A 20,629-nucleotide genomic window follows, 5' to 3' on the forward strand; every position below is an offset into this window, starting at 1 on the left:
AACCATGAGCACTGAAGAGATCGTCTGCCGCCGCCTGGTCGGCCGTACCGCCGTCATCACCGGAGCCGGCAGCGGCATCGGCCTCGCCACCGCCCGCCGCCTGGCCTCCGAGGGCGCCAACGTCGTCTGCGGCGACATCGACGAGACGGCCGGCAAGGCCGCGGCCGAGGAGGTCGGCGGCACGTTCGTGAAGGTCGACGTCACCAGCCCCGAGGAGGTCGAGGCCCTCTTCAAGACGGCCTTCGACACCTACGGCTCCGTCGACATCGCCTTCAACAACGCGGGCATCTCCCCGCCGGACGACGACTCGATCCTCACCACCGGCCTGGAGGCCTGGAAGCGCGTCCAGGACGTCAACCTCACCTCCGTCTACCTGTGCTGCAAGGCGGCCCTCCCCTACATGCAGCGCCAGGGCCGCGGCTCCATCATCAACACCGCCTCCTTCGTGGCCATCATGGGCGCCGCCACCTCGCAGATCTCCTACACCGCCTCCAAGGGCGGCGTCCTGGCCATGTCCCGCGAGCTCGGCGTGCAGTTCGCCCGCGAGGGCATCCGCGTCAACGCGCTGTGCCCGGGACCCGTCAACACCCCGCTCCTCCAGGAACTGTTCGCGAAGGACCCGGAGCGCGCCGCCCGCCGGCTCGTGCACATCCCGCTGGGCCGCTTCGCCGAGCCCACCGAGATCGCCGCCGCCGTCGCCTTCCTCGCCAGCGACGACTCCTCCTTCATCAACGCCACCGACTTCCTGGTCGACGGCGGCATCTCCGGCGCGTACGTCACCCCGCTGTAGACCCGCCCCGCTTCCGAGCCGGCCGGGCGCCCCACCAGGCGCCCGGCCGTTCCCGTCCCGAACCCCGAACCCCGAACCCCGAACCCCGAAGCCCGAGGAGCAGCATGCGCAGAAGCCGAACCGCCACCCTCGCCCTCATAGCCGCCACCGGCTCCGGCCTCCTCCTGGCACCGCCCGCGCAGGCGGACCACACCTCCTGCCGGCGGGCGGCCGTCGGATCCGGCTGGTACGGGGACAACCAGGCCCGGCTGCAGCAGCTCGTCGACCGGTACGGCAGCTGCGGCCGGCGGCCCAAGCCCGTGGCCGTCTTCGACTGGGACAACACCGTCGTCAAGAACGACGTCGGCGACGCGACCATGTACTGGCTCCTGCGCAACGGCAGGATCCGCCAGCCCGCCGACTGGTCCGCCACCAGCCGCTTCCTGACCCCCGCCGCCGCCACCGCCCTGACGGACGCCTGCGGGCCGCTCGCCCGCCCCGGCACACCGCTGCCCACGGGCACCCCCGAGGGCGCGGACTGCGCCGACGAGATCAACAGCGTGTACGGCACGGCCGCCACCCGGACCGGAGCCACCGCCTTCGCCGGCTGGGACCGCCGCACGACCGAACCCTCGTACGCCTGGCTCCCTCAGCTGATGCAGGGCTGGACCGCCCGCGAGGTCCGCGGCTTCGCCGCCGCGGCCCGCGCCGAGAACCTCGCCGCGCCCATCGGCGCCGTCCAGCAGGTCGGCAGCGGCACCGCCACCGGCTGGGTCCGCTACTACGACCAGCAGAAGGCCCTGGTCAACACCCTGCAGAAGGCCGGCTTCGACGTCTGGATCAGCTCGGCCTCCCCGCAGCCGGTCGTCGAGGTCTGGGCCAAGGGTGTGGGCATCGACGCGGACCACGTCATCGGCATCCGCAACACCACCACCCGCGGCGGGAAGCTCACCTCCCACCTGAAGGGCTGCGGATCCGTCCGGGACGGCGCCGACACGATAATCACGTACATCGACGGCAAGCGCTGCTGGATCAACCAGGAGGTCTTCGGCGTGCACGGCGCTGCCGCCGAGCAGGTCCAGCCCGCCGCCCGCCGCCAGGTGTTCGCCGCGGGCGACTCCGACACGGACATCTCGTTCCTGCGCGACGCGACCGCCCTGCGGCTCGTCGTCAACCGCAACAAGAACGAGCTGATGTGCCGGGCGTACGACGACAGCGACGGCCGCTGGATCGTCAACCCCATGTTCATCGAACCCAAGCCGCAGAAGACCGCCCCCTACCCGTGCGCCACGACGGGCTACGTCGACCGCGACGGCACCAAGGGCCCGGTCCTGCGGGACGACGCGAGCGTCATCCCGGACCAGACGGACTCGGTCTTCTAGAGGAACGTGCGGCCCTCGCCCCGGTAGGTCGGGGCGGTGCCCGTCACCCGGTCGCCCTCCACCAGGTGCAGGGTGTCGAACCGCTCGCACAGCTCGCCCGCCTTCGCATGGCGGAACCAGACCCGGTCGCCGATCAGCAGATCGTCGGCCGGGCCGCCCAGCAGCGGGGTCTGCACCTCGCCGGCGCCCTCCCGCGGGTCGTAGCGCAGCCCCTGCGGCAGGTACGGCACCGGCAGCCGGTCCGCGCCGGGCGCGCCGGAGGCCGGATAGCCGCCGCCGAGCACGGTCACCACGCCCACCCCGGGCCTGCGGACCACCGGCTGGGCGAACAGCGCCCCCGGCCGTCCGCTGAACGAGGTGTAGTTGTCGAACAGCCGCGGAACGTACAGCCCCGATCCGGCGGCGATCTCGGTCACCGCCTCCTCGGCCGCCGTTTCCGCCACGCTCCCGGTCCCGCCGCCGTTGACGAACTCCAGGTCCGGCACCACCGCCCGCACGGCCCGCACCACCGCGGCCCGCCGTGCCGCCAGCTCCTTGCGGGCCGCGCCCTGCATCAGCCGGATCGCCCTCGACCGCACCGGCCGCCCGGCCAGCGCGTCCCCGACCCCGGCGACGTGGCCCTCGTACGCCATCAGCCCGACCACCCGGAAGCCGGGCCGGGCACCGACCGCACGGGCCAGTGCGGCCAGCTCCCCGGGCTCGCGCAGCGGCGACCGGCGCGCCCCGACCCGCACCCGCCCCCCGAACAGGCGCAGCGAGGTGTCCAGCTCCAGACAGACCCGGACCTCCTGCGTGCCGCCGTCCCGCGACCGGTCGATGAGATCCAGCTGGGCCTCGTCGTCCACCATGACGGTGACCGCGCCGGCCAGCTTCGGATCGGCCGCCAGCTCGGCGAACCCGCCCCGGTCGGCCGACGGATAGGCGAGCAGCACGTCGTCGAAGCCGGACCGGGCCAGCCACAGCGACTCGGCGAGGGTGTACGACATGATCCCGGCGAACCCGGGCCGGGCCAGGACCCGTTCGAGGAGCGCACGGCAGCGGACGGACTTGCTGGCCACGCGGACGGGCTTCCCGCCGGCCCGGCGCACGAGATCGTCGGCGTTGGCGTCGAACGCGTCGAGATCCACGATGGCCAGCGGCGCGTCCAGGTGCGCGGTCGCCCGGTCGTACCGGGCGCGGTCGGCGGCGGGGGAGTTCATGGCGGGAGCTTGCCACGCCGGTCTACCGATGGGTAGAGGTCCTGCCCCGGACCTGCCCCGGACCTGCGCCCCCCTGCCCCGCCCCGGCCACCGCCGCGGCCCCCGCCCCTGCGGAGCCCACGGCCCCGGACACAGCGGAGCACCCCGCCGGGGAACCCGTAGAGTACGGGCAGGCAGCCGTACGGAACGGGGGGCGGAGCCGCCGGATGACCACGACGACACCGCGGACCGCGGTCCTGGGCGAGCCCGATCCGCCCCGGGAGCCGGCCCAGACCCCGCCGCCCTTCCCGCCGCCGCCGCGCCGCCACCCCGGACGGGTCCTCGCCGCCGTGCTCTGCGCCCTCCTCGGCCTCGGGCTCGTCGGCGGCGCCGGAGCCGACGCCTGGCTCGAACACCGCGCCGCGCACCACCCGCCGTCCGCCGCCGCCGTCTACCGCAAGGCCGGGTCGCTGTGGCGGTCCGCCCCCGTCGACACCCTCTTCCCGCCCGTCCTCGCCGGCCCCGCGGCCGGCCCCGGCGGCTCCGACCGGAGCTGGACCCGGATCGCGCTCGCCCCGGACGCCGACTGCCCGGCCGCCCTCGCCGCGGACTGGCAGGTCCTGCTGGCCGAGGCCGGCTGCACCCGGGTGCTGCGCGCCACCTACACCGACGCCACCCGCAGCTTCCTGATCACCGTCGGCATGGTCTTCACCCCCGCGGACGCCCCCGCGATGACCGCCCTGACCGGCCGGCTCACCGCCCCGCCCGCGTACGGGTTCGCCGACAACCAGCGCGCCGCCTGGACCGCGTCCGTCCTCGACAAGGCCCCCGTGATCGTCTACGCCGTCTCCGCCTTCGCCGACGGCCGTCCGCTCGACGCGCCCCGCCCCGCGCAGGACGTGATGAAGAAGGACGCCACCGGAGCCGTGGCCCAGGCCGGGCTCGGCCACGAGGCCAACGCCGTCGCCGACCGCATCGGCAACGCCGTGGCGCTCCTCGCCGACCCGCCCGCCCCGGCCGCCGCTCGCGCCACTCCCGCCCCGGAGGCCTCCCGATGAGGCGCCGCCGGGCGCTCGTCCGGGGCGCCGCCGCCCTGGCCGTCGCCGCCGTCCTGACGGTTGCCGGCGCGGCCCCGGCCACTGCCGACTCCCTCCGCGACCGCCAGTGGGGGCTCCTGGCCCTGCGCGCCGAGGAGGCCTGGGGCACCACCCGCGGCGACGGGGTGACCGTCGCCGTCCTGGACACGGGGGTGGACGCCTCCCACCCCGACCTCGCCGGGCAGGTGCTCGAGGGCGCCGACCTCATCGGCATGGGCGCCGGCCGGGGCGACCGCTCCTGGGCCCGCCACGGCACCGCCATGGCCAGCATCATCGCCGGGCACGGCCACGGCTCCGGCCGCGCCCAGGGCGTCCTCGGCATCGCTCCGCAGGCCAGGATCCTGCCCGTGCGGGTGATCCTGGAGGAGGGCGATCCGGGCCGCGCCCAGGCCCGCGACAGCAAGGGCGGCGCCCTCGCCGAAGGCATCCGCTGGGCCGCCGACCACGGCGCCGACGTGATCAACCTGTCCCTCGGCGACGACAGCGACTCCGCCCACCACGAGGCGGGGGAGGACGAGGCCGTCCAGTACGCCCTCTCCAAGGGCGTGGTCGTCGTCGCCTCCGCGGGCAACGGCGGAGAGAGCGGCGACCGCGTCTCCTACCCGGCCGCCTACCCCGGGGTGATCGCCGTCGCCGCCGTCGACCGGCGCGGCCGCAAGGCCAAGTTCTCCACCCGCAACTGGTACGCCACCGTCAGCGCCCCCGGCGTCGACGTCGTCATCGCCGATCCCGACCGCTCCTACTACGAGGGCTGGGGCACCAGCGCCGCCGCGGCCTTCGTCTCCGGCGCCGTCGCCCTCGTCAAGGCCGCCCACCCGGACCTGTCCCCGGCCCAGATCAAGAAGCTGCTGGAGGACACCGCGTCCGACAGCCCGGCCGGCGGCCGCGACGACGCCCGCGGCCACGGGATGGTCGACCCCGTCGCGGCCCTCCAGGTCGCCGAGGCCGTTCAGCCGGAGCCGCCGGTCCCCGCGCCCGCCGCCGCCGGGAAGGCGTACTTCGGCCCGGGCCCCGACCCGGTCCGCCCGCCCGAGCGGGCGGCGCGCTTCGGCGCCCCGCAGTCCGCGGCCGCCGGGGCCGTGCTGCTCGCCCTGGCCGCCCTACTGTCGCGGCGGCCGCGCCGGGGCTCCCGGGGCCGGGCCCGCGACCGGGACCGCCAACCCCTCACCCTGCCGTCGGGCCCGGCACAGTAGGGTCGGGTAACTGTGGCGAACATGGCGAACAAGAACATTCCCGACCCCGGCTTCTCCGACGACGACGGCTCGGCCGACCCCCGGCTGAGCGCGGCCCTGGCCGCCTGGTCCCAGGACCGGTCGCACGAGCCGGAGGTGCTGGCGGCCCTGAAGGACGCCCGCCTGCTGGTCCCGGTCGTCGCCGTACTCGGCGAGGCGGAGACCGACCCGGAGACCGGCCTGCGGCGCGAGAAGACCAGCGACATGGCCGTACCGACCCTGCGCGCGGGCGACCGGCGGGCCCTGCCCGCCTTCACCTCGACCGCCTCGCTCGCCCTGTGGGACCCGGCGGCCCGCCCGGTGGCCGTCCCGCTGCACCAGGCGCTGGCGGCCGCCGCACACGAGAAGGCCGACACCGTGGTCCTGGACCTGGCCGGCCCGGTCACCTACCAGCTGACCGGCTCCGCGCTGCTCGCGCTGGCCGAGGGCCGTACCCAGGCGGATCCGCTGGCCGATCCCGCCGTACGGGAGGCCGTACGGGCCGCCGTGGCGGCGGAGGAGGCCGTACTGCGCGCCTACCTCGGCCCCGGCGGCGCCGACTCCGACGGCACCCTGGCGATCGTGCCGGCCGAGGCGGCCCGGGCGCAGCCGGCGGCCCGCCGGGTCGCCGAGGCCCTGGCGGCGGACGAGACCCTGCGCGCCCGGCTGGTGCGCGGCCTGGACCTGGCGCTGCTGCCGCCGGACGCCCCGGCCCCGCCCGGCGAGGCGCTGTTCACCCGCTGAACGGCGAAGGGGCGGGGGCTGCGGGAACGAACCCCGCAACCCCCGCCCCGTACGGCGCCGACTCGGCCGGCTCAGCCGAAGACGGGACCGGTGAACTTCTCGCCCGGGCCCTGGCCCGGCTCGTCCGGGACGATCGAGGCCTCGCGGAAGGCCAGCTGGAGCGACTTCAGGCCGTCCCGCAGCGGGGCGGCGTGGAAGGAGCTGATCTCGGTGGCGCTCGCGGTGACCAGGCCGGCCAGGGCCGTGATCAGCTTGCGGGCCTCGTCGAGGTCCTTGTGCTCGGAGTCGGGCTTGTCCAGGCCCAGGTTGACCGCCGCGGCGCTCAGCAGGTGCACGGCCACCGTGGTGATCACCTCTACGGCGGGGACGTCCGCGATGTCGCGGGTCATGGCGTCGTAGTCGGGCGAATCGGGTGCGGTGTCGGCGGCGGTGTCGGCGGGGCGGGTCGCGTCAGTCATGCTCCCCACGATAAGCCGGGCGCCGCGGGCCCCCGACCGGAGCACCAGGTGAGCGGTCCTGGCGCGGAATGCTATATTGGGCTACGACCGGCCGGAGACCTGTGTCCCCGGCCCACAAGTGGAGGCTCCGATCTCCCACCCGACCACCCTCCGGGGCGGCGGGTCACCGGTCAGGCGGCATCCATCGTTCCGTACGGACGATGGAAAGCTGCCCGAGTCTGCGCCCCGCGGTTCGCACGTGGCGGTGCTCCGGTCCCTTTGGAGCCCCTGCCTGTGCCCGGCGGGGCTTTTTTCATTCTCCCCGCCGCGGTCGGTCTGACGGAAATACACGTCAGCGGCTGTCTGCCAGGCAGTCGTGTGGTGCTACCGAGGAGGATCCATCAGCACCGAGCCCCGCATCAACGACCGGATTCGCGTTCCCGAGGTACGACTCGTCGGTCCCAGCGGCGAGCAGGTCGGCATCGTGCCGCTTGCCAAGGCGCTTGAGCTCGCGCAGGAGTACGACCTCGACCTGGTCGAGGTCGCGGCGTCCGCACGCCCGCCGGTCTGCAAGCTCATGGACTACGGCAAGTTCAAGTACGAGTCGGCCATGAAGGCCCGTGAGGCGCGCAAGAACCAGGCGCACACGGTCATCAAGGAAATGAAGCTCCGGCCGAAGATCGACCCGCACGACTATGACACCAAGAAGGGTCACGTCGTTCGGTTCCTCAAGCAGGGCGACAAGGTCAAGATCACGATCATGTTCCGTGGTCGCGAGCAGTCCCGGCCGGAACTCGGCTACCGACTGCTGCAGCGTCTCGCTTCGGACGTCGAGGACCTCGGGTTCATCGAGTCGAACCCGAAGCAGGACGGCCGAAACATGATCATGGTCCTCGGTCCGCACAAGAAGAAGACCGAGGCGATGGCCGAAGCCCGCGAGGCGCAGGCCGCCCGCAAGGCGGAGCGCCAGGGTGTCGCCGCCACCGACGAGGAGGCTCCTTCCCAGGAGGCCGCCGAGGTCGAGGCGGAGACCACCGAGGATGCCGACGTCACCGAGGCCGCCGCCGACGAGGCGAACGCCGAGGCCTGATTCCGGGGCAGCCTGTCTCGGATCACCGACACAACATGACGCTCCCGCCACCCGGTCCCGAACCGGACCGGGGGGAGCGCCACCGACGAGGAGATAACGGCGCTATGCCGAAGAACAAGACGCACAGCGGGACCAAGAAGCGCTTCAAGATCACCGGCTCCGGCAAGGTGCTTCGCGAGCGCGCCGGCAAGCGCCACCTGCTCGAGCACAAGTCGTCCCGCATCACCCGTCGCCTCACCGGCAACGCGGAGATGGCCCCCGGCGACGCCGCGAAGATCAAGAAGCTTCTCGGCAAGTGATGCTCTCCGCTCCCGCGCCGGGAGCGGATGAGCGTCAGGACCGGGAACCCATCGAATTCGGGCCGTGTGAAGACAACCACGGCCCCGCTACAAGGAGTTAAAAAGTGGCACGCGTCAAGCGGGCAGTAAACGCCCACAAGAAGCGCCGGGCAATCCTCGAGGCGGCCTCCGGCTACCGCGGTCAGCGTTCGCGCCTGTACCGCAAGGCCAAGGAGCAGGTCACCCACTCGCTGGTCTACAACTTCAACGACCGCAAGAAGCGCAAGGGCGACTTCCGTCAGCTGTGGATCCAGCGCATCAACGCTGCTGCCCGCCAGAACGGCATGACGTACAACCGCCTCATCCAGGGTCTGAAGGCCGCCAACATCGAGGTGGACCGCAAGATCCTCGCGGAGCTGGCCGTCAACGACGCCAACGCGTTCGCCGCGCTGGTCGAGGTCGCCCAGAAGGCCCTCCCGGCCGACGTCAACGCCCCCAAGGCCGCTGCGTAAGGCCTGGCCGGCCGCGTAGGCGGTCGGCATCCTCGGACCCGCAGGCGATTCGCCTGCGGGTCCGAGTGCTTTCCCCGCACGGCACGAGCGCCGGCACCGCCCGCAAGCCCGGCCCGCCCGCAAGCCCGGCACCGCCCGGAAGCTCCGCACCGCCCGCAAGCCCGGTGCCGCCCGCACCGCCCGCGCCCCGCGCGGCCCCGCACCCCCCGAGAGAGAACCGCAGAGAACATGGCTGACCTGGGTCACCCCGAGCTGATCTCCCCCCGATCCCCGCGGGTGGCCGCCGCCAGGCGACTGGCGCGGCGCAACTTCCGCACCAAGGAGCGCCGGTTCATCGCCGAAGGCCCCCAGGCCGTCCGCGAAGCCGTCGAGCACCGCGGGGCCGAGGGGACGCCGACCCTGATCGAGCTGTTCGCCACCGTCGAGGCCGCCGAGCGCTACACCGAGATCATCGACGCCGCCCTCGCCTCCGGGGCCCGGGTGCACCACGCCTCCGACGAGGTGCTCGCCGAGGTCTCGCAGACCGTCACCCCGCAGGGCCTCGTCGGCGTCTGCCACTTCCTCGACTCGCCCTTCGAGGACATCCTCGCGGCCCGGCCGAAGCTCGTCGCCGTCCTCGCGCACGTCCGCGACCCCGGAAACGCCGGTACGGTGCTGCGCTGCGCCGACGCCGCCGGAGCCGACGCCGTCGTCCTGACCGACGCCTCGGTCGACCTGTACAACCCCAAGTCCGTACGGGCCTCCGTAGGCTCCCTCTTCCACCTCCCGGTCGCCGTCGGCGTCCCCGTGGAGCAGGCCGTGGCGGGGCTGCGCGCGGCGGGCGTACGGATCCTGGCGGCCGACGGGGCCGGCGAGGACGACCTCGACGCCGAGCTGGACGCGGGCACCATGGGCGGCCCCTCCGCCTGGGTCTTCGGCAACGAGGCCTGGGGCCTGCCCGAGGAGACCAGGGCCCTCGCGGACGCCGTCGTCCGCGTCCCGATCCACGGCAAGGCGGAGAGCCTGAACCTCGCCACGGCCGCCGCCGTGTGCCTGTACGCCTCCGCGCGTGCACAGCGGGCACCCGGAGGGTGCCGCTCCGTGACCCCCAGCTAGTAATGTGGCGGCCCGGGGGCCCACTGCGCTACTCGGAGATGTGGGGTACGGGGACATGACCGTCGGTACGAACAGCTCACCGGGGGCCGCGGAAGCCGCCGACGCGGCCGAGCAGCGGTTCCGGGGGGCCGGCGTGGGGATCGACCCCGACGACCTGCCCGACGGGCTCGTCGTCGCCGACCACACCGGGCGCGTCGTCTGCTTCAACCGTGCCGCCGCGCGGATCACCGCCATCGCGGCCGGCCAGGCCCTCGGCGCCCGCATCGACAGCGCACTGCCCCTCGAGGACCTCGAGGGGCGCCGCTGGTGGACCCTGACCGACCCGTACGGAGGCCTCGCCACCCGCCGCGGGCAGCCCGAGCGGAACCTGCTGCTGCCCGGCGGCCGCGAGGTGCTCGTCTCCGCCAGCTACATCCGCACGCACCCCACGGGTCCCCTGCGCCGCCTCGTCGTCACCCTGCGCGGCACCGAGGCCCGCCGCCGCACCGAGCGCAGCCACGCCGAGCTGATCGCCACCGTGGCGCACGAACTGCGCTCCCCGCTGACCTCCGTCAAGGGCTTCACCGCGACCCTGCTCGCCAAATGGGAGCGGTTCACCGACGACCAGAAGCGGCTGATGCTCGAGACCGTCGACGCCGACGCCAACCGCGTCACCCGCCTCATCGCCGAGCTCCTCGACATCTCCCGGATCGACTCCGGGCGCCTCGAGGTGCGCCGCCAGCCGGTGGACATCGCCACCGCCGTCGGCCGGCACGTCCAGGCGCTCACCGCGAACGGCCAGGCCCCCGAGCGGTTCCTCGTACGGGTCAGCCGCCCCCTCCCCGATCTGTGGGCCGACCCGGACAAGATCGACCAGATCCTCGGCAACCTCCTCGAAAATGCGGTGCGACACGGAGACGGAACGGTCACCATCGACGTATCGCCGCATGAGAAGGGAACCGCCGTCACCGTGACCGACGAAGGCCCCGGGATCCCCGAGGAGTCGATGGGCCGCGTCTTCACCCGCTTCTGGCGGGGGAGCAAGCGCGGCGGCACCGGCCTGGGCCTGTACATCGTCAAGGGCATCGTGGAGGCCCACGGCGGCACCATCACGGTCGGCCGCGGCCCCGGCGGCGGCGCCGAGTTCCGATTTATCCTGCCCGTGAGCGCCCCGGCCTACCTCACGCAGTAGCACTGCGGAGCGTCTTGCCAGGCGGCCCACGGGCTCCTTCAGCCCCAGCGACCTTTAGACTCGTCCTTTGGCACCTTTGTGTCTCTGTGTCGATCGGTCTGATCGCGCCGTACGGGGACCACCAGCCAGCCATCGGAAGTACGGGAAGAGATGTCGGCACCGAACAAGTCGTACGACCCTGTCGAGGTCGAGGCACTGAAACCGGAAGAGATCGAGCGCATGCGGGACGAGGCGCTCGCCGCCTTCGCGTCCGCCGGCGACCTCGACGCGCTGCGTGAGGCGAAGACCGCGCACATGGGCGATCGCTCGCCCCTGGCGCTCGCCAACCGCGAGATCGGCGCCCTGCCCCCCCAGGCCAAGGCCGAGGCGGGCAAGCGCGTGGGCCAGGCCCGCGGGGCCGTGAACAAGGCCTTCGGGGCCCGCACGGTCGAGCTCGAAGCCGAGCGCGACGAGCGGGTGCTGGTCGAGGAGGCGGTGGACGTCACGCTGCCTTACGACCGCGTTCCCGCCGGCGCCCGGCACCCCCTGACCACGCTGATGGACCGCATCGCGGACATCTTCACGGCCATGGGGTACGAGGTCGCCGAGGGGCCCGAGGTCGAGGCGGAGTGGTTCAACTTCGACGCCCTCAACTTCACGCCCGACCACCCGGCGCGCCAGATGCAGGACACCTTCTTCGTCCAGGGGCCGGAAGGCACCGCGGGAGACGAGTCCGGCGTCGTGCTGCGCACCCACACCTCCCCGGTGCAGGCGCGCTCGCTGCTGGAGCGCAAGCCCCCCGTCTACATCGTCTGCCCGGGCCGCGTGTACCGCACCGACGAGCTCGACGCGACGCACACCCCGGTCTTCCACCAGGTCGAGCTGCTCGCCGTGGACGAGGGCCTGACCATGGCCGACCTCAAGGGCACCATGGACCACATGGTCCAGGAGCTGTTCGGCGAGGGCACCACCACGCGCCTGCGCCCGCACTTCTTCCCGTTCACCGAGCCGTCCGCCGAGATGGACATGCAGTGCTACGTGTGCCGCGGCGAGTCGGTGGGCAACCCCGACCGCCCGTGCCGTACCTGCTCCAGCGAGGGCTGGATCGAGCTCGGCGGCTGCGGCATGGTCAACCCCAAGGTGCTGGTGGCCTGCGGCGTGGACCCCGAGAAGTACAGCGGGTTCGCCTTCGGTTTCGGCATCGAGCGGATGCTGATGTTCCGCCACAACGTAGAAGACATGCGAGACATGGTCGAGGGTGACGTCCGTTTCACCCGGCCGTTCGGGATGGAGATCTGATGCGGGTCCCGCTTTCTTGGCTGCGGGAGTACGTCGACCTCCCCGCGGGTGCGACCGGCCGTGACGTGGCCGCCAAGCTCGTCGACGCCGGCCTCGAGGTCGAGACGGTCGAGCAGCTCGGCGGCGGGCTCAAGGGCCCGCTCGTCGTCGGCCAGGTGCTGACCATCGAGGAGCTCGAGGGCTTCCGCAAGCCGATCCGCTTCTGCACGGTCGACGTCGGCCAGGCCAACGGCACCGGCGAGCCGCAGGAGATCGTCTGCGGAGCCCGCAACTTCTCCGTCGGTGACAAGGTCGTCGTGGTCCTGCCCGGCGCGGTCCTGCCCGGCGACTTCGCGATCGCCTCGCGCAAGACGTACGGCCGCACCTCGCACGGCATGATCTGCTCCGGCGACGAGCTGGGCATGGGCGACGACGGCACGCACGGCATCATCGTGCTGCCGCCGGAGCACGAGGTCGGCACCGACGCGATCGAGCTGCTCGAGCTCGTCGACGAGGTCCTCGACATCGACATCACCCCGGACCGCGGCTACTGCATGTCCCTGCGCGGCGTCGCCCGCGAGGCGGCCACCGCCTACGGCCTGCCGCTGCGCGACCCGGCGCTGCTCGACGTCCCGGTGCCGAACTCGTACGGCTACCCGGTCAAGGTCGACGACCCGGCCGGCTGCGACCGCTTCACCGCCCGCACGGTGACCGGCCTCGACCCCGACGCGCGCTCCCCGATCTGGCTGACCCGCCGCCTGCAGAAGGCGGGCATGCGCCCGATCTCGCTCGCCGTCGACATCACCAACTACGTGATGCTCGAGCTCGGCCAGCCGCTGCACGCCTACGACCGCTCCCGGATCGACGGCGCCATCGGTGTCCGCCGCGCCGAGCAGGGCGAGAAGTTCACCACCCTCGACGGGGTCAAGCGCACGCTCGACGCCGAAGACCTGGTGATCACCGACGACAGCGGGCCGATCGGCCTCGCCGGTGTCATGGGCGGCGCCAACACCGAGATCGCCGACTCCGTCACCGACCCGGAGACGGGCGCCGTCACCGGCACCCGGGACGTGGTCATCGAGGCCGCGCACTTCGACTCCGTGTCGATCTCGCGCACCGCCCGCCGCCTGAAGCTGTCCTCCGAGGCCTCCAAGCGCTTCGAGCGGGGCGTCGACCCGCTGGCCGCCGCCGCGGCCGCGCAGCGGACCGTCGACCTGCTCGTGCTCCTCGCGGGCGGCACCGCCGAGGCCGGGGTCACCGAGTTCCTCGCCCCCGGCGCCCCGCGCACCATCGCGATGCGCGCGGACCACCCGGACCGGGTCGCGGGCATGGACTACGGCCGCGAGACCGTCGTACGCCGCCTCCAGGAGGTCGGCTGCGACGTCTACGGCCAGGACGAGCTCGTCGTCACCGTCCCCTCGTGGCGGCCCGACCTCGCCGCGCCCAACGACCTCGCCGAAGAGGTCATCCGGCTCGAGGGCTACGGAAACCTCCCGTCGACCCTCCCGCAGGTGCCCTCCGGCCGCGGTCTCACCCCCCGGCAGCAGCTGCACCGCCGGGCCGGCCGCGCGCTGGCCGGCGCGGGCTACGTCGAGGCGCTCAGCTACCCGTTCATCGGTGAGGGCGTCTTCGACCAGCTCCAGCTGCCCGAGAACGACGCCGCCCGCCAGGTCGTCAAGCTGGTCAACCCGATCTCCGACGAGGAGCCGGCGCTGCGCACCACGCTGCTGCCGGGTCTGCTCGGCGCGCTGCGCCGCAACGACAGCCGGGGCAGCCACGACCTCGCGCTCTTCGAGACCGGTTCGGTCTTCCTGGCCGGCCCGCAGCCGGGCGCGGCCGTACGGCTGCCGGTCGACCGCCGTCCCACGGACGAGGAGATCGCCACCCTGAACGCGGCCCTGCCCGCGCAGCCGCGGTACGCCGCGGTCGTGCTGGCCGGTGCGCGCGAGCAGGCCGGCTGGTGGGGCAAGGGCCGCCCGGCCGACTGGGCGGACGCCGTCCAGGCCGCGCGTGCGCTGGCCGCCGAGGCCGGCGCGGAGCTTCTCGTCCGCCAGGGCCAGTACGGCCCCTGGCACCCGGGCCGCTGCGCCGAGCTGGCCGTCACCCTCGACGGCGTCGAGCAGGTCATCGGCCACGCCGGTGAGCTGCACCCGCGCGTGGTCAAGGCGCTCGGCCTGCCGGCCCGTACCAGCGCGATGGAGCTCGACCTCGACCGCCTCGCGGCGGCCGGCGGCGAGGCCCTCCAGGCGCCCCGGATCTCCTCCTTCCCGGTGGCGACCCAGGACGTTGCGCTGATCGTGGACGCGTCGGTTCCGGCGTCGGACGTGGAGGCCGCGCTGCGCGAGGGCGCGGGCGAACTCCTCGAGTCGCTCCGGCTGTTCGACGTGTTCACCGGTGAGCAGGTCGGCGAGGGCAAGAAGTCCCTGGCGTACGCGCTGCGCTTCCGCGCCGCGGACCGGACGCTGACCGCCGAGGAGTCCACGGCCGCGCGCGACGCGGCGGTGGCGCTCGCGGGCGAGCGGACCGGGGCGGTGCTCCGGGGCGCGTAGCCGCCCGCCTGTAAGGCCTGCTGAGGGGCGCATCCGGACCACCGGATGCGCCCCTCACTCATTCGGGTGAGAAGGCCCGCGACCCGTGTCCGGGGCACCGGGTGGTCGGCACAATCGTTGCGGCCGAGGGGAGGCCGCGATGATCGGGGAGATGCCCCAGGTACGGCGGGTGTGCGTCTTCGCGTGGGGCGGCGCCGCGGTGTCCTGGGAGCTGTCCACCCCGGGGCGGCTGGTCCCGAGCCTGGCCACGTGCGCGGCGTTCCTGCTGCTGGCGACGGGCTGCGCGCTGCACATCCGGCGCGGGCTGGTCGCGGAGCTGCGGCGCTCGCAGGAGATCGCGGGGGCCGCGCAGCGGGCACTGCTGCGGCCGCTGCCGAGACGCATGGACGGGCTCGCGCTGGCCGCCGCGCAGCTCTCCGCGAGCCGGGGCGCAGCGGTGGGCGGGGACCTGTACGAAGCCGTGCCGACGGTGCACGGCGTGCGGGTGGTCATGGGGGACGTGCGGGGACACGGGCTGCCGGCGCTCGGTGCGGCCGCGGCCGTCCTCGGAGCCTTCCGCGAAGCGGCGTACGACGAGGTGTCGCTGGGCGGCGTACTGGTGCGGATGGAGCGGGCGCTGGGGCGGCACGTACGCGACCGGGCGCGAGCGGAGCATCCCGCGGCCTGTCCGGCCGAGCCGGAGTCTCCGTCGGCCGAGGAGTTCGTGACCGTGCTGCTCCTCCAGATCGGCCCGGACGGCACCCTGCTGGCCCTGAACTGCGGCCACCCCTGGCCGTACCTGCTGCGCCCGGCGGCGGTCCCGGAGCCCTGCGCTCCGCGCAGCCGGGGCTCCGCCCCGGACCCCGCGCCTCACACGCCGGCGGGGCTGGATGCGGCCGAGCCGGCCTCGAAGGTGCCGGCCGTCAACCCAGCCCCGCCGGCGTGTGAGGCGCGGGCGCGGAGCGCCGTACGGGGTCCGGGGCGGAGCCCCGGTTTCGGGAAGGGGCGGGGTGGGGGAAGCCCCGCGCAGCGGCCCACGCACGTACAGGCGCTGGACGGCGAGACCATGCCCCCGCTCGGGGTGGTGCCCGTACCGGTGGAGGTTCAGCCACACCTCGTGGGGGAACTGCGCCCGGGCGACACCCTGTTCCTGTACACCGACGGCGCCGCGGAGGCCCGCAACGCCGCCGGCACGTTCTTCCCCCTGCACAGCGTCCTCGCAGCGGAACCGCTCACGCCCGCGCGGCTGGTGGCGGGCGTGCACACGGCCCTGCTCCGGCACACCGGCGGACGACTCGCCGACGACGTCGCCCTGCTGGTGCTCCGCGACGACCGGTCCTGACCGGCCGGGCATGCCACCCCGGCCAGGCCGGCCCCGCCGGGCCCGGCGACCAACCGGGCACCGGCGGAACCGGCACGCCGCCCGCCTGCCGTGGAGTGTCGGGCAGACAGCAGGACGGGCGGCGCGGTGACGGGTCGTCGCACTGTACGAGGGGGAGCCGACGACCCGAGCCGCCTCTTGGCGAGGCCCTTAAGTGAACCGCCCCCGGGACCCCCCGCGGCAGAGTGCGTATCGCATTTATGCGCGTACTCGGTTCACACCCCGTGTGAACCGAGTACGCACTAGCCTGAAACCGACGAGCCCCCGGGAGCGGCCCATGCAGCCCAATGTCCTGCTCGACGCCCTCCTCGCCGAGGCGGGCATGTCCCACGCCGGACTCGCCGCGTACGTGAACCAGGCGGGCCGCACCCGCGGACTCGCGCTGCGCTACGAACACACGGCCGTCGCCCGGTGGTTGAAGGGCCAGCGGCCCCGCGGCCAGGTCCCCGACCTGATCTGCGAGGTGCTCGGGGGCCGGCTGAGGAGGCCCGTGGGCCTGGACGACATCGGCCTCGGCGTGCCGGGCCTGCCCGCCTCCTCCCACGCCTCCCCGCTCAGCGGCTTCGTGGACCGCGCCGCCGCGCTGTGGCGGGCCGACGGGCAGGCCCGGACCCAACTCCTCACGGCGCAGGCCGTCACCGGGACCCCCGCCGTCATCCCGGTCTGGGAGTGGGAGAACCCGCCGGAGGACGCCGACGTCTCCCGCGAGGGCCCGGACAGGATCGGGCCCGAGCACATCGAGATCCTGCGGGCCGCCCGCGCGCACTACGAGCTGATGTACCGCCGGGCCGGCGGGGTGGCCACCCGGGACCGGATCGTCCGCTTCCTCGGCAGTGAAACGGCGCCCATGCTGCGCGGCAGTTATCCCGACGCCCTCGGCCGCCGGCTGCACCGGGCCACCGGGTCCCTCGTGGCGGTGGCGGGGATCTGCGCGTACGACTCGGACGCCCACGGGCTCGCCCAGCGCTACTTCCACCAGGCCCTGCGCCTGGCCAAGGCGAGCGGGGACCGCGGGCTCGGGGCGTACGTCATCGCGCTGATCGTCAACCAGTCCCTGCACCTGCGGGAGTACCGGCAGGCCGTGGCCTTCGCCGAGGCCGCGCTGCGCGCCGCCGGCCGGCACACCACCCCGGCGCTGGCCGCCGACCTGTACGCGATGCAGGCCAAGGCGTACGCCCGACTCGGCGACACCCGGGCCGCGTTGGCCTGCATCCGGCACGCCGAGTCGGCGGCCGAGCGGATCACCCCGGGCGCCGAACCGGACGAGACCGGCTACGTACAGCCGGGGCTGGTCAACGTCCAGGTGGCCGAGGCGCTGCTCGGGCTGGGGGACCTCGCCGCCGCGCACGAGCAGGCGGCCGCGGCCGTCGGCACCCCCGCGCACGACCGCGGCCGGGTGCACCGCCTCGCCATGCTGTGCGAGATCCAGCTGCGGCAGGGGGAGGCGGACCGGGCGGTGGCGGCCGCGGCCGAAATGGCGGAACGCGCCAAGGGAATGGAGTCGCTGCGGCTGCGCGACCGGTTGCGGACCGTCCGCGAACAACTGCTGACCAGCGGGTGTTCGGGCGCCGAGGAGACCGCCCAGCTCATCGACGGGGCGCTGCGCGTTCCCCTGTGACGGCTTCAGCTGCTGCCATGTTGCCACCAATCCGAACGGAAGGCGGCACAACCGTGCAGTGGACGAACCTGAGTGAGCACACCGTGTACAAGAACCGCTGGTTCGATGTGAACCTCGCCGATGTGGAACTCCCCGACGGCCGGCACCTGGACCACTTCGTGATCCGGCTGCGTCCGGTCGCCGTCGCCACCGCCGTCAACGCGGCCAACGAGGTGCTGCTGCTGTGGCGCCACCGCTTCATCACCGACAGCTGGGGCTGGGAGCTGCCCGCCGGGGTGGTCGAGGGCGGGGAGTCCGTCGAGAGCGCGGCCGCGCGGGAGATGGAGGAGGAGTCGGGCTGGCGGCCCGGACCGCTGCAGCACCTGATGACCGTGGAGCCGTCCAACGGGCTGACCGATGCCCGCCACCACCTCTACTGGGCGGACGGCGCCACGTACGTGGGCCCTCCCGAGGACGACTTCGAGTCCTCACGCGTGGAGTGGGTCCCGCTCAAGCTGGTGCCGGACATGATCGCCCGGGGTGAGGTCCCGGCCGCCAACATGGCGGCCGGGCTGCTCCTGCTGCACCACCTGCGGATCGGCTAGCCGTACGGGTAGAAGCCCGAGCCGGTCTTGCGGCCCAGGCGGCCGGCGTCGACCATCCGCTGGAGCAGCGGGGGAGCGGCGTACAGCGGCTCCTTGTACTCGGCGTACATGGAGTCGGCGATCGAGGCGATGGTATCGAGGCCGATCAGGTCGGAGAGCTTGAGCGGGCCCATCGGGTGGGCGCAGCCCAGCTCCATGCCGTTGTCGATGTCCTCGCGGCTCGCGATGCCGGACTCGAACATCCGGATCGCGGACAGCAGGTACGGGACGAGGAGCGCGTTGACGACGAAGCCGGAACGGTCCTGGGCGCGGACGGCGTGCTTGCCCAGCACGTCGCGGACCAGGGCCTCGGCCCGCTTGACGGTCTCCTCGCCCGTCGTCAGCGCCGGGATCAGCTCGACGAGCTTCTGGACCGGGGCCGGGTTGAAGAAGTGGATGCCGATGACCTGGTCGGGCCGCGAGGTCGCGACGGCCAGCTTGACCAGCGGGATCGAGGAGGTGTTGGAGGCCAAGATGGCGTCCGGGCGGGTCATCACCTGGTCGAGGACCTGGAAGATCTCCGTCTTGACCTGCTCGTTCTCGACGACGGCCTCGATGACCAGGTCGCGGTCGGCGAACTCGCCGAGGTCGGTGGTGAAGGTGAGCCGGGCCAGGGTGGCGTCCCGCTCCTCCTCGCTGATCTTGCCGCGTTCGGCGGCCTTGGTCAGCGAGTTGTGCAGCCGGGTGCGTCCGATCTCCAGGGCCTCGCCCGTGGTCTCGGCGACCTTCACCTCAAGACCGCTGCGGGCACACACCTCGGCGATGCCCGCGCCCATCTGGCCGCAGCCCACTACGCCGACGCGGGTGATGTCGGTCGGGAGGGTAGAGAGGTCCGTCACTTCGTGCCTTTCGCTGCTCATCCATCGCGGGTCCCCCGTGGTCACAGTGGTAACTGCTGTCCGGCGCCCGCCACGCCCCCCGACGTTACCCCCGACCTTGACCCGGGTGGCGGGCCGGGGCGGGCATGCTGGGCGCACGCAACGGGATGTCACGCAACGGAACGGAGTCGTCGCATGGAGTGCATCGGACGTCGGGGGCTGCTGGCGGGAACCGCGTGGGCGCTGGCCTCGGCCGCGGGCGGCGGGGCGGTGCCGGCCCGGGCGGCGGCCCTGCCGCCCGCCCGCCATGCGGCGACCACGGAGTTCCGGGGGATGTGGATCGCCTCCGTGTCGAACGTGGACTGGCCCTCCCGGAGCGGGCTCCCCGCCGCGCAGCAGCGCAGGGAGCTGCTGGGACTCCTGGACACGGCGGTGCGGCGCCGCCTCAACGCGGTGGTCCTCCAGGTCCGGCCGGCCGCCGACGCGCTGTGGCCCTCGCGGCTGGAGCCCTGGTCGCAGTGGCTGACGGGCGAGCAGGGGGTGGATCCGGGCTGGGACCCGCTGGGCACGGCCGTCGCCGAAGCACACGCCCGCGGTCTGGAACTGCACGCCTGGTTCAACCCGTACCGGGTGGCCCACCACGCCGACCACGACCGGCTGGCGCCCGCGCACCCGGCCCGGCGCAACCCCGAATGGACCGTGGAGTACGGCGGCAGGCTCTTCTACAACCCCGGGCTGCCCGAGGTGCGGCGCTTCGTCCAGGAGGCCGTGCTGGACGCCGTTTCGCGCTACCCGGTGGACGGGGTGCACTGGGACGACTACTTCTACCCGTACCCGGTGGAGGGCGAGGAGTTCGACGACGACGAGGCCTACGAGGAGTACGGCGGGGACTTCGGCTCCCGGGCCGACTGGCGCCGCCACAACACCGACACCCTGGTCAGCGAGATGTCCGCGCGACTGCGGGAGGTCCGGCCGTCCGCCCGGTTCGGCGTCAGCCCGTTCGCCGTGTGGCGCAACTCCGACCGGGACCCGCTCGGTTCACCCACACGGGCGGGCATCGCGACGTACGACGACCTGTACGCGGACACCCGCAAGTGGGTCACCGAGGGCTGGATCGACTACGTCGTGCCGCAGGCGTACTGGCACATCGGGCACCCGACCGCCGACTACGCGGACCTCGTGCCCTGGTGGGCGCGGACGGTCGCGGGCACGGGCGTACAGCTGTACGTGGGGGAGGCCCTGTACCGCTGCGACGCGGACAGCCCCACGCCCGCCTGGCGCGATCCGCGGGAACTCTCCCGCCACGTCACCTTCGCGCGGCGATACCCGGAGGTCCGCGGCCACGTGTACTTCTCGGCGAAACACGTGGCGGCGGACCCCAACGGTGCGATGGCCCGCGTGGTCGCCGACCACTACGGGGCGGCGGCGGTACCGCGCTGA

At 73.6% G+C, this 20,629-nt stretch carries 19 protein-coding genes; 16 read left to right on the forward strand and 3 right to left on the reverse strand.

The genetic code is table 11. The features are described from left to right. Positions 1 to 4 precede the first annotated feature (4 nt). Together ACZ6I1_RS18480 and ACZ6I1_RS18485 are read left to right on the forward strand one after the other, a co-directional pair. A complete protein-coding gene (locus ACZ6I1_RS18480; RefSeq protein ID WP_469288375.1) occupies positions 5 to 790 on the forward strand; it encodes a 3-oxoacyl-ACP reductase in 786 nt (261 codons plus the stop codon). A gap of 104 nt (positions 791 to 894) precedes the next feature. After that, positions 895 to 2,151, forward strand: coding sequence for a haloacid dehalogenase-like hydrolase (locus tag ACZ6I1_RS18485; RefSeq protein ID WP_469288376.1), 1,257 nt, complete (start codon positions 895 to 897; stop codon positions 2,149 to 2,151). On the opposite strand, the gene ACZ6I1_RS18490 is transcribed toward ACZ6I1_RS18485, so the two are convergent. Then, positions 2,148 to 3,350, reverse strand: coding sequence for an amino acid deaminase/aldolase (locus ACZ6I1_RS18490; protein WP_469288378.1), 1,203 nt, complete (start codon positions 3,348 to 3,350; stop codon positions 2,148 to 2,150). The two genes, ACZ6I1_RS18485 and ACZ6I1_RS18490, sit on opposite strands and share 4 nt — an antisense overlap. Positions 3,351 to 3,556: 206 nt before the next feature. On the opposite strand from ACZ6I1_RS18490, the gene ACZ6I1_RS18495 reads away from it, so the two are divergent. From ACZ6I1_RS18495 to ACZ6I1_RS18505, 3 genes are read left to right on the forward strand one after another with little or no spacing between them, the layout of a single operon-like run. After that, entirely contained in the window at positions 3,557 to 4,387 is an 831-nt protein-coding gene (locus ACZ6I1_RS18495; protein ID WP_469288380.1) for a hypothetical protein, read from the forward strand. Next, positions 4,384 to 5,619, forward strand: coding sequence for a type VII secretion-associated serine protease mycosin (gene mycP / locus ACZ6I1_RS18500; protein ID WP_469288382.1), 1,236 nt, complete (start codon positions 4,384 to 4,386; stop codon positions 5,617 to 5,619). Before ACZ6I1_RS18495 ends, mycP begins: the two co-directional genes overlap by 4 nt. 21 nt (positions 5,620 to 5,640) lie before the next feature. After that, entirely contained in the window at positions 5,641 to 6,381 is a 741-nt protein-coding gene (locus ACZ6I1_RS18505; protein ID WP_469288384.1) for an SseB family protein, read from the forward strand. A gap of 71 nt (positions 6,382 to 6,452) precedes the next feature. Here the strand turns inward: ACZ6I1_RS18505 and ACZ6I1_RS18510 are convergent, their stop codons facing one another. Then, the gene (locus ACZ6I1_RS18510; protein WP_469288386.1) at positions 6,453 to 6,839 is read right to left on the reverse strand and encodes a DUF1844 domain-containing protein; all 387 of its coding nucleotides are present in this window, start codon (positions 6,837 to 6,839) and stop codon (positions 6,453 to 6,455) included. A 355-nt stretch (positions 6,840 to 7,194) separates the two neighbouring features. On the opposite strand from ACZ6I1_RS18510, the gene infC reads away from it, so the two are divergent. The 10 genes from infC (at position 7,195) to ACZ6I1_RS18560 (ending at position 18,332) form a co-directional block, all read left to right on the forward strand. Further along, the gene (infC, locus tag ACZ6I1_RS18515; protein WP_469288388.1) at positions 7,195 to 7,908 is read left to right on the forward strand and encodes a translation initiation factor IF-3; all 714 of its coding nucleotides are present in this window, start codon (positions 7,195 to 7,197) and stop codon (positions 7,906 to 7,908) included. A 104-nt stretch (positions 7,909 to 8,012) separates the two neighbouring features. Next, on the forward strand, positions 8,013 to 8,207 hold the full coding sequence (gene rpmI / locus ACZ6I1_RS18520) for a 50S ribosomal protein L35 (RefSeq protein ID WP_069919538.1): 195 nt from the start codon (positions 8,013 to 8,015) through the stop codon (positions 8,205 to 8,207). A gap of 104 nt (positions 8,208 to 8,311) precedes the next feature. Further along, entirely contained in the window at positions 8,312 to 8,698 is a 387-nt protein-coding gene (gene rplT, locus ACZ6I1_RS18525) for a 50S ribosomal protein L20 (RefSeq protein ID WP_007263143.1), read from the forward strand. A gap of 237 nt (positions 8,699 to 8,935) precedes the next feature. Beyond that, positions 8,936 to 9,793 carry a TrmH family RNA methyltransferase gene (locus ACZ6I1_RS18530; protein WP_469288617.1) on the forward strand — a complete coding sequence of 286 codons (858 nt, stop codon included), beginning with the start codon at positions 8,936 to 8,938 and terminating at the stop codon, positions 9,791 to 9,793. Positions 9,794 to 9,848: 55 nt separating this feature from the next. Further along, the gene (locus ACZ6I1_RS18535) at positions 9,849 to 10,964 is read left to right on the forward strand and encodes a sensor histidine kinase (RefSeq protein ID WP_469288390.1); all 1,116 of its coding nucleotides are present in this window, start codon (positions 9,849 to 9,851) and stop codon (positions 10,962 to 10,964) included. A gap of 150 nt (positions 10,965 to 11,114) precedes the next feature. Continuing rightward, positions 11,115 to 12,242 carry a phenylalanine--tRNA ligase subunit alpha gene (gene pheS / locus ACZ6I1_RS18540; RefSeq protein WP_469288393.1) on the forward strand — a complete coding sequence of 376 codons (1,128 nt, stop codon included), beginning with the start codon at positions 11,115 to 11,117 and terminating at the stop codon, positions 12,240 to 12,242. After that, positions 12,242 to 14,770: a phenylalanine--tRNA ligase subunit beta gene (pheT, locus tag ACZ6I1_RS18545; protein ID WP_469288395.1), complete on the forward strand. Its 2,529-nt coding sequence runs from the start codon at positions 12,242 to 12,244 to the stop codon at positions 14,768 to 14,770. The genes pheS and pheT overlap by 1 nt, the downstream gene beginning before the upstream one ends. Positions 14,771 to 14,909: 139 nt before the next feature. Next, entirely contained in the window at positions 14,910 to 16,091 is a 1,182-nt protein-coding gene (locus ACZ6I1_RS18550) for a PP2C family protein-serine/threonine phosphatase (protein ID WP_469288396.1), read from the forward strand. 316 nt (positions 16,092 to 16,407) lie between these two features. Further along, a complete protein-coding gene (locus ACZ6I1_RS18555; protein WP_469288399.1) occupies positions 16,408 to 17,748 on the forward strand; it encodes a transcriptional regulator in 1,341 nt (446 codons plus the stop codon). A gap of 53 nt (positions 17,749 to 17,801) precedes the next feature. After that, positions 17,802 to 18,332, forward strand: coding sequence for an NUDIX hydrolase (locus ACZ6I1_RS18560; RefSeq protein WP_469288401.1), 531 nt, complete (start codon positions 17,802 to 17,804; stop codon positions 18,330 to 18,332). On the opposite strand, the gene ACZ6I1_RS18565 is transcribed toward ACZ6I1_RS18560, so the two are convergent. After that, positions 18,329 to 19,231: a 3-hydroxybutyryl-CoA dehydrogenase gene (locus tag ACZ6I1_RS18565; protein WP_469288402.1), complete on the reverse strand. Its 903-nt coding sequence runs from the start codon at positions 19,229 to 19,231 to the stop codon at positions 18,329 to 18,331. The genes ACZ6I1_RS18560 and ACZ6I1_RS18565 overlap by 4 nt on opposite strands. A 153-nt stretch (positions 19,232 to 19,384) precedes the next feature. On the opposite strand from ACZ6I1_RS18565, the gene ACZ6I1_RS18570 reads away from it, so the two are divergent. Next, complete coding sequence (locus tag ACZ6I1_RS18570; RefSeq protein ID WP_469288404.1) at positions 19,385 to 20,629, forward strand: glycoside hydrolase family 10-like protein; 1,245 nt, start codon at positions 19,385 to 19,387, stop codon at positions 20,627 to 20,629.

The organism is Streptomyces sp. NPDC046303, from assembly GCF_055588085.1.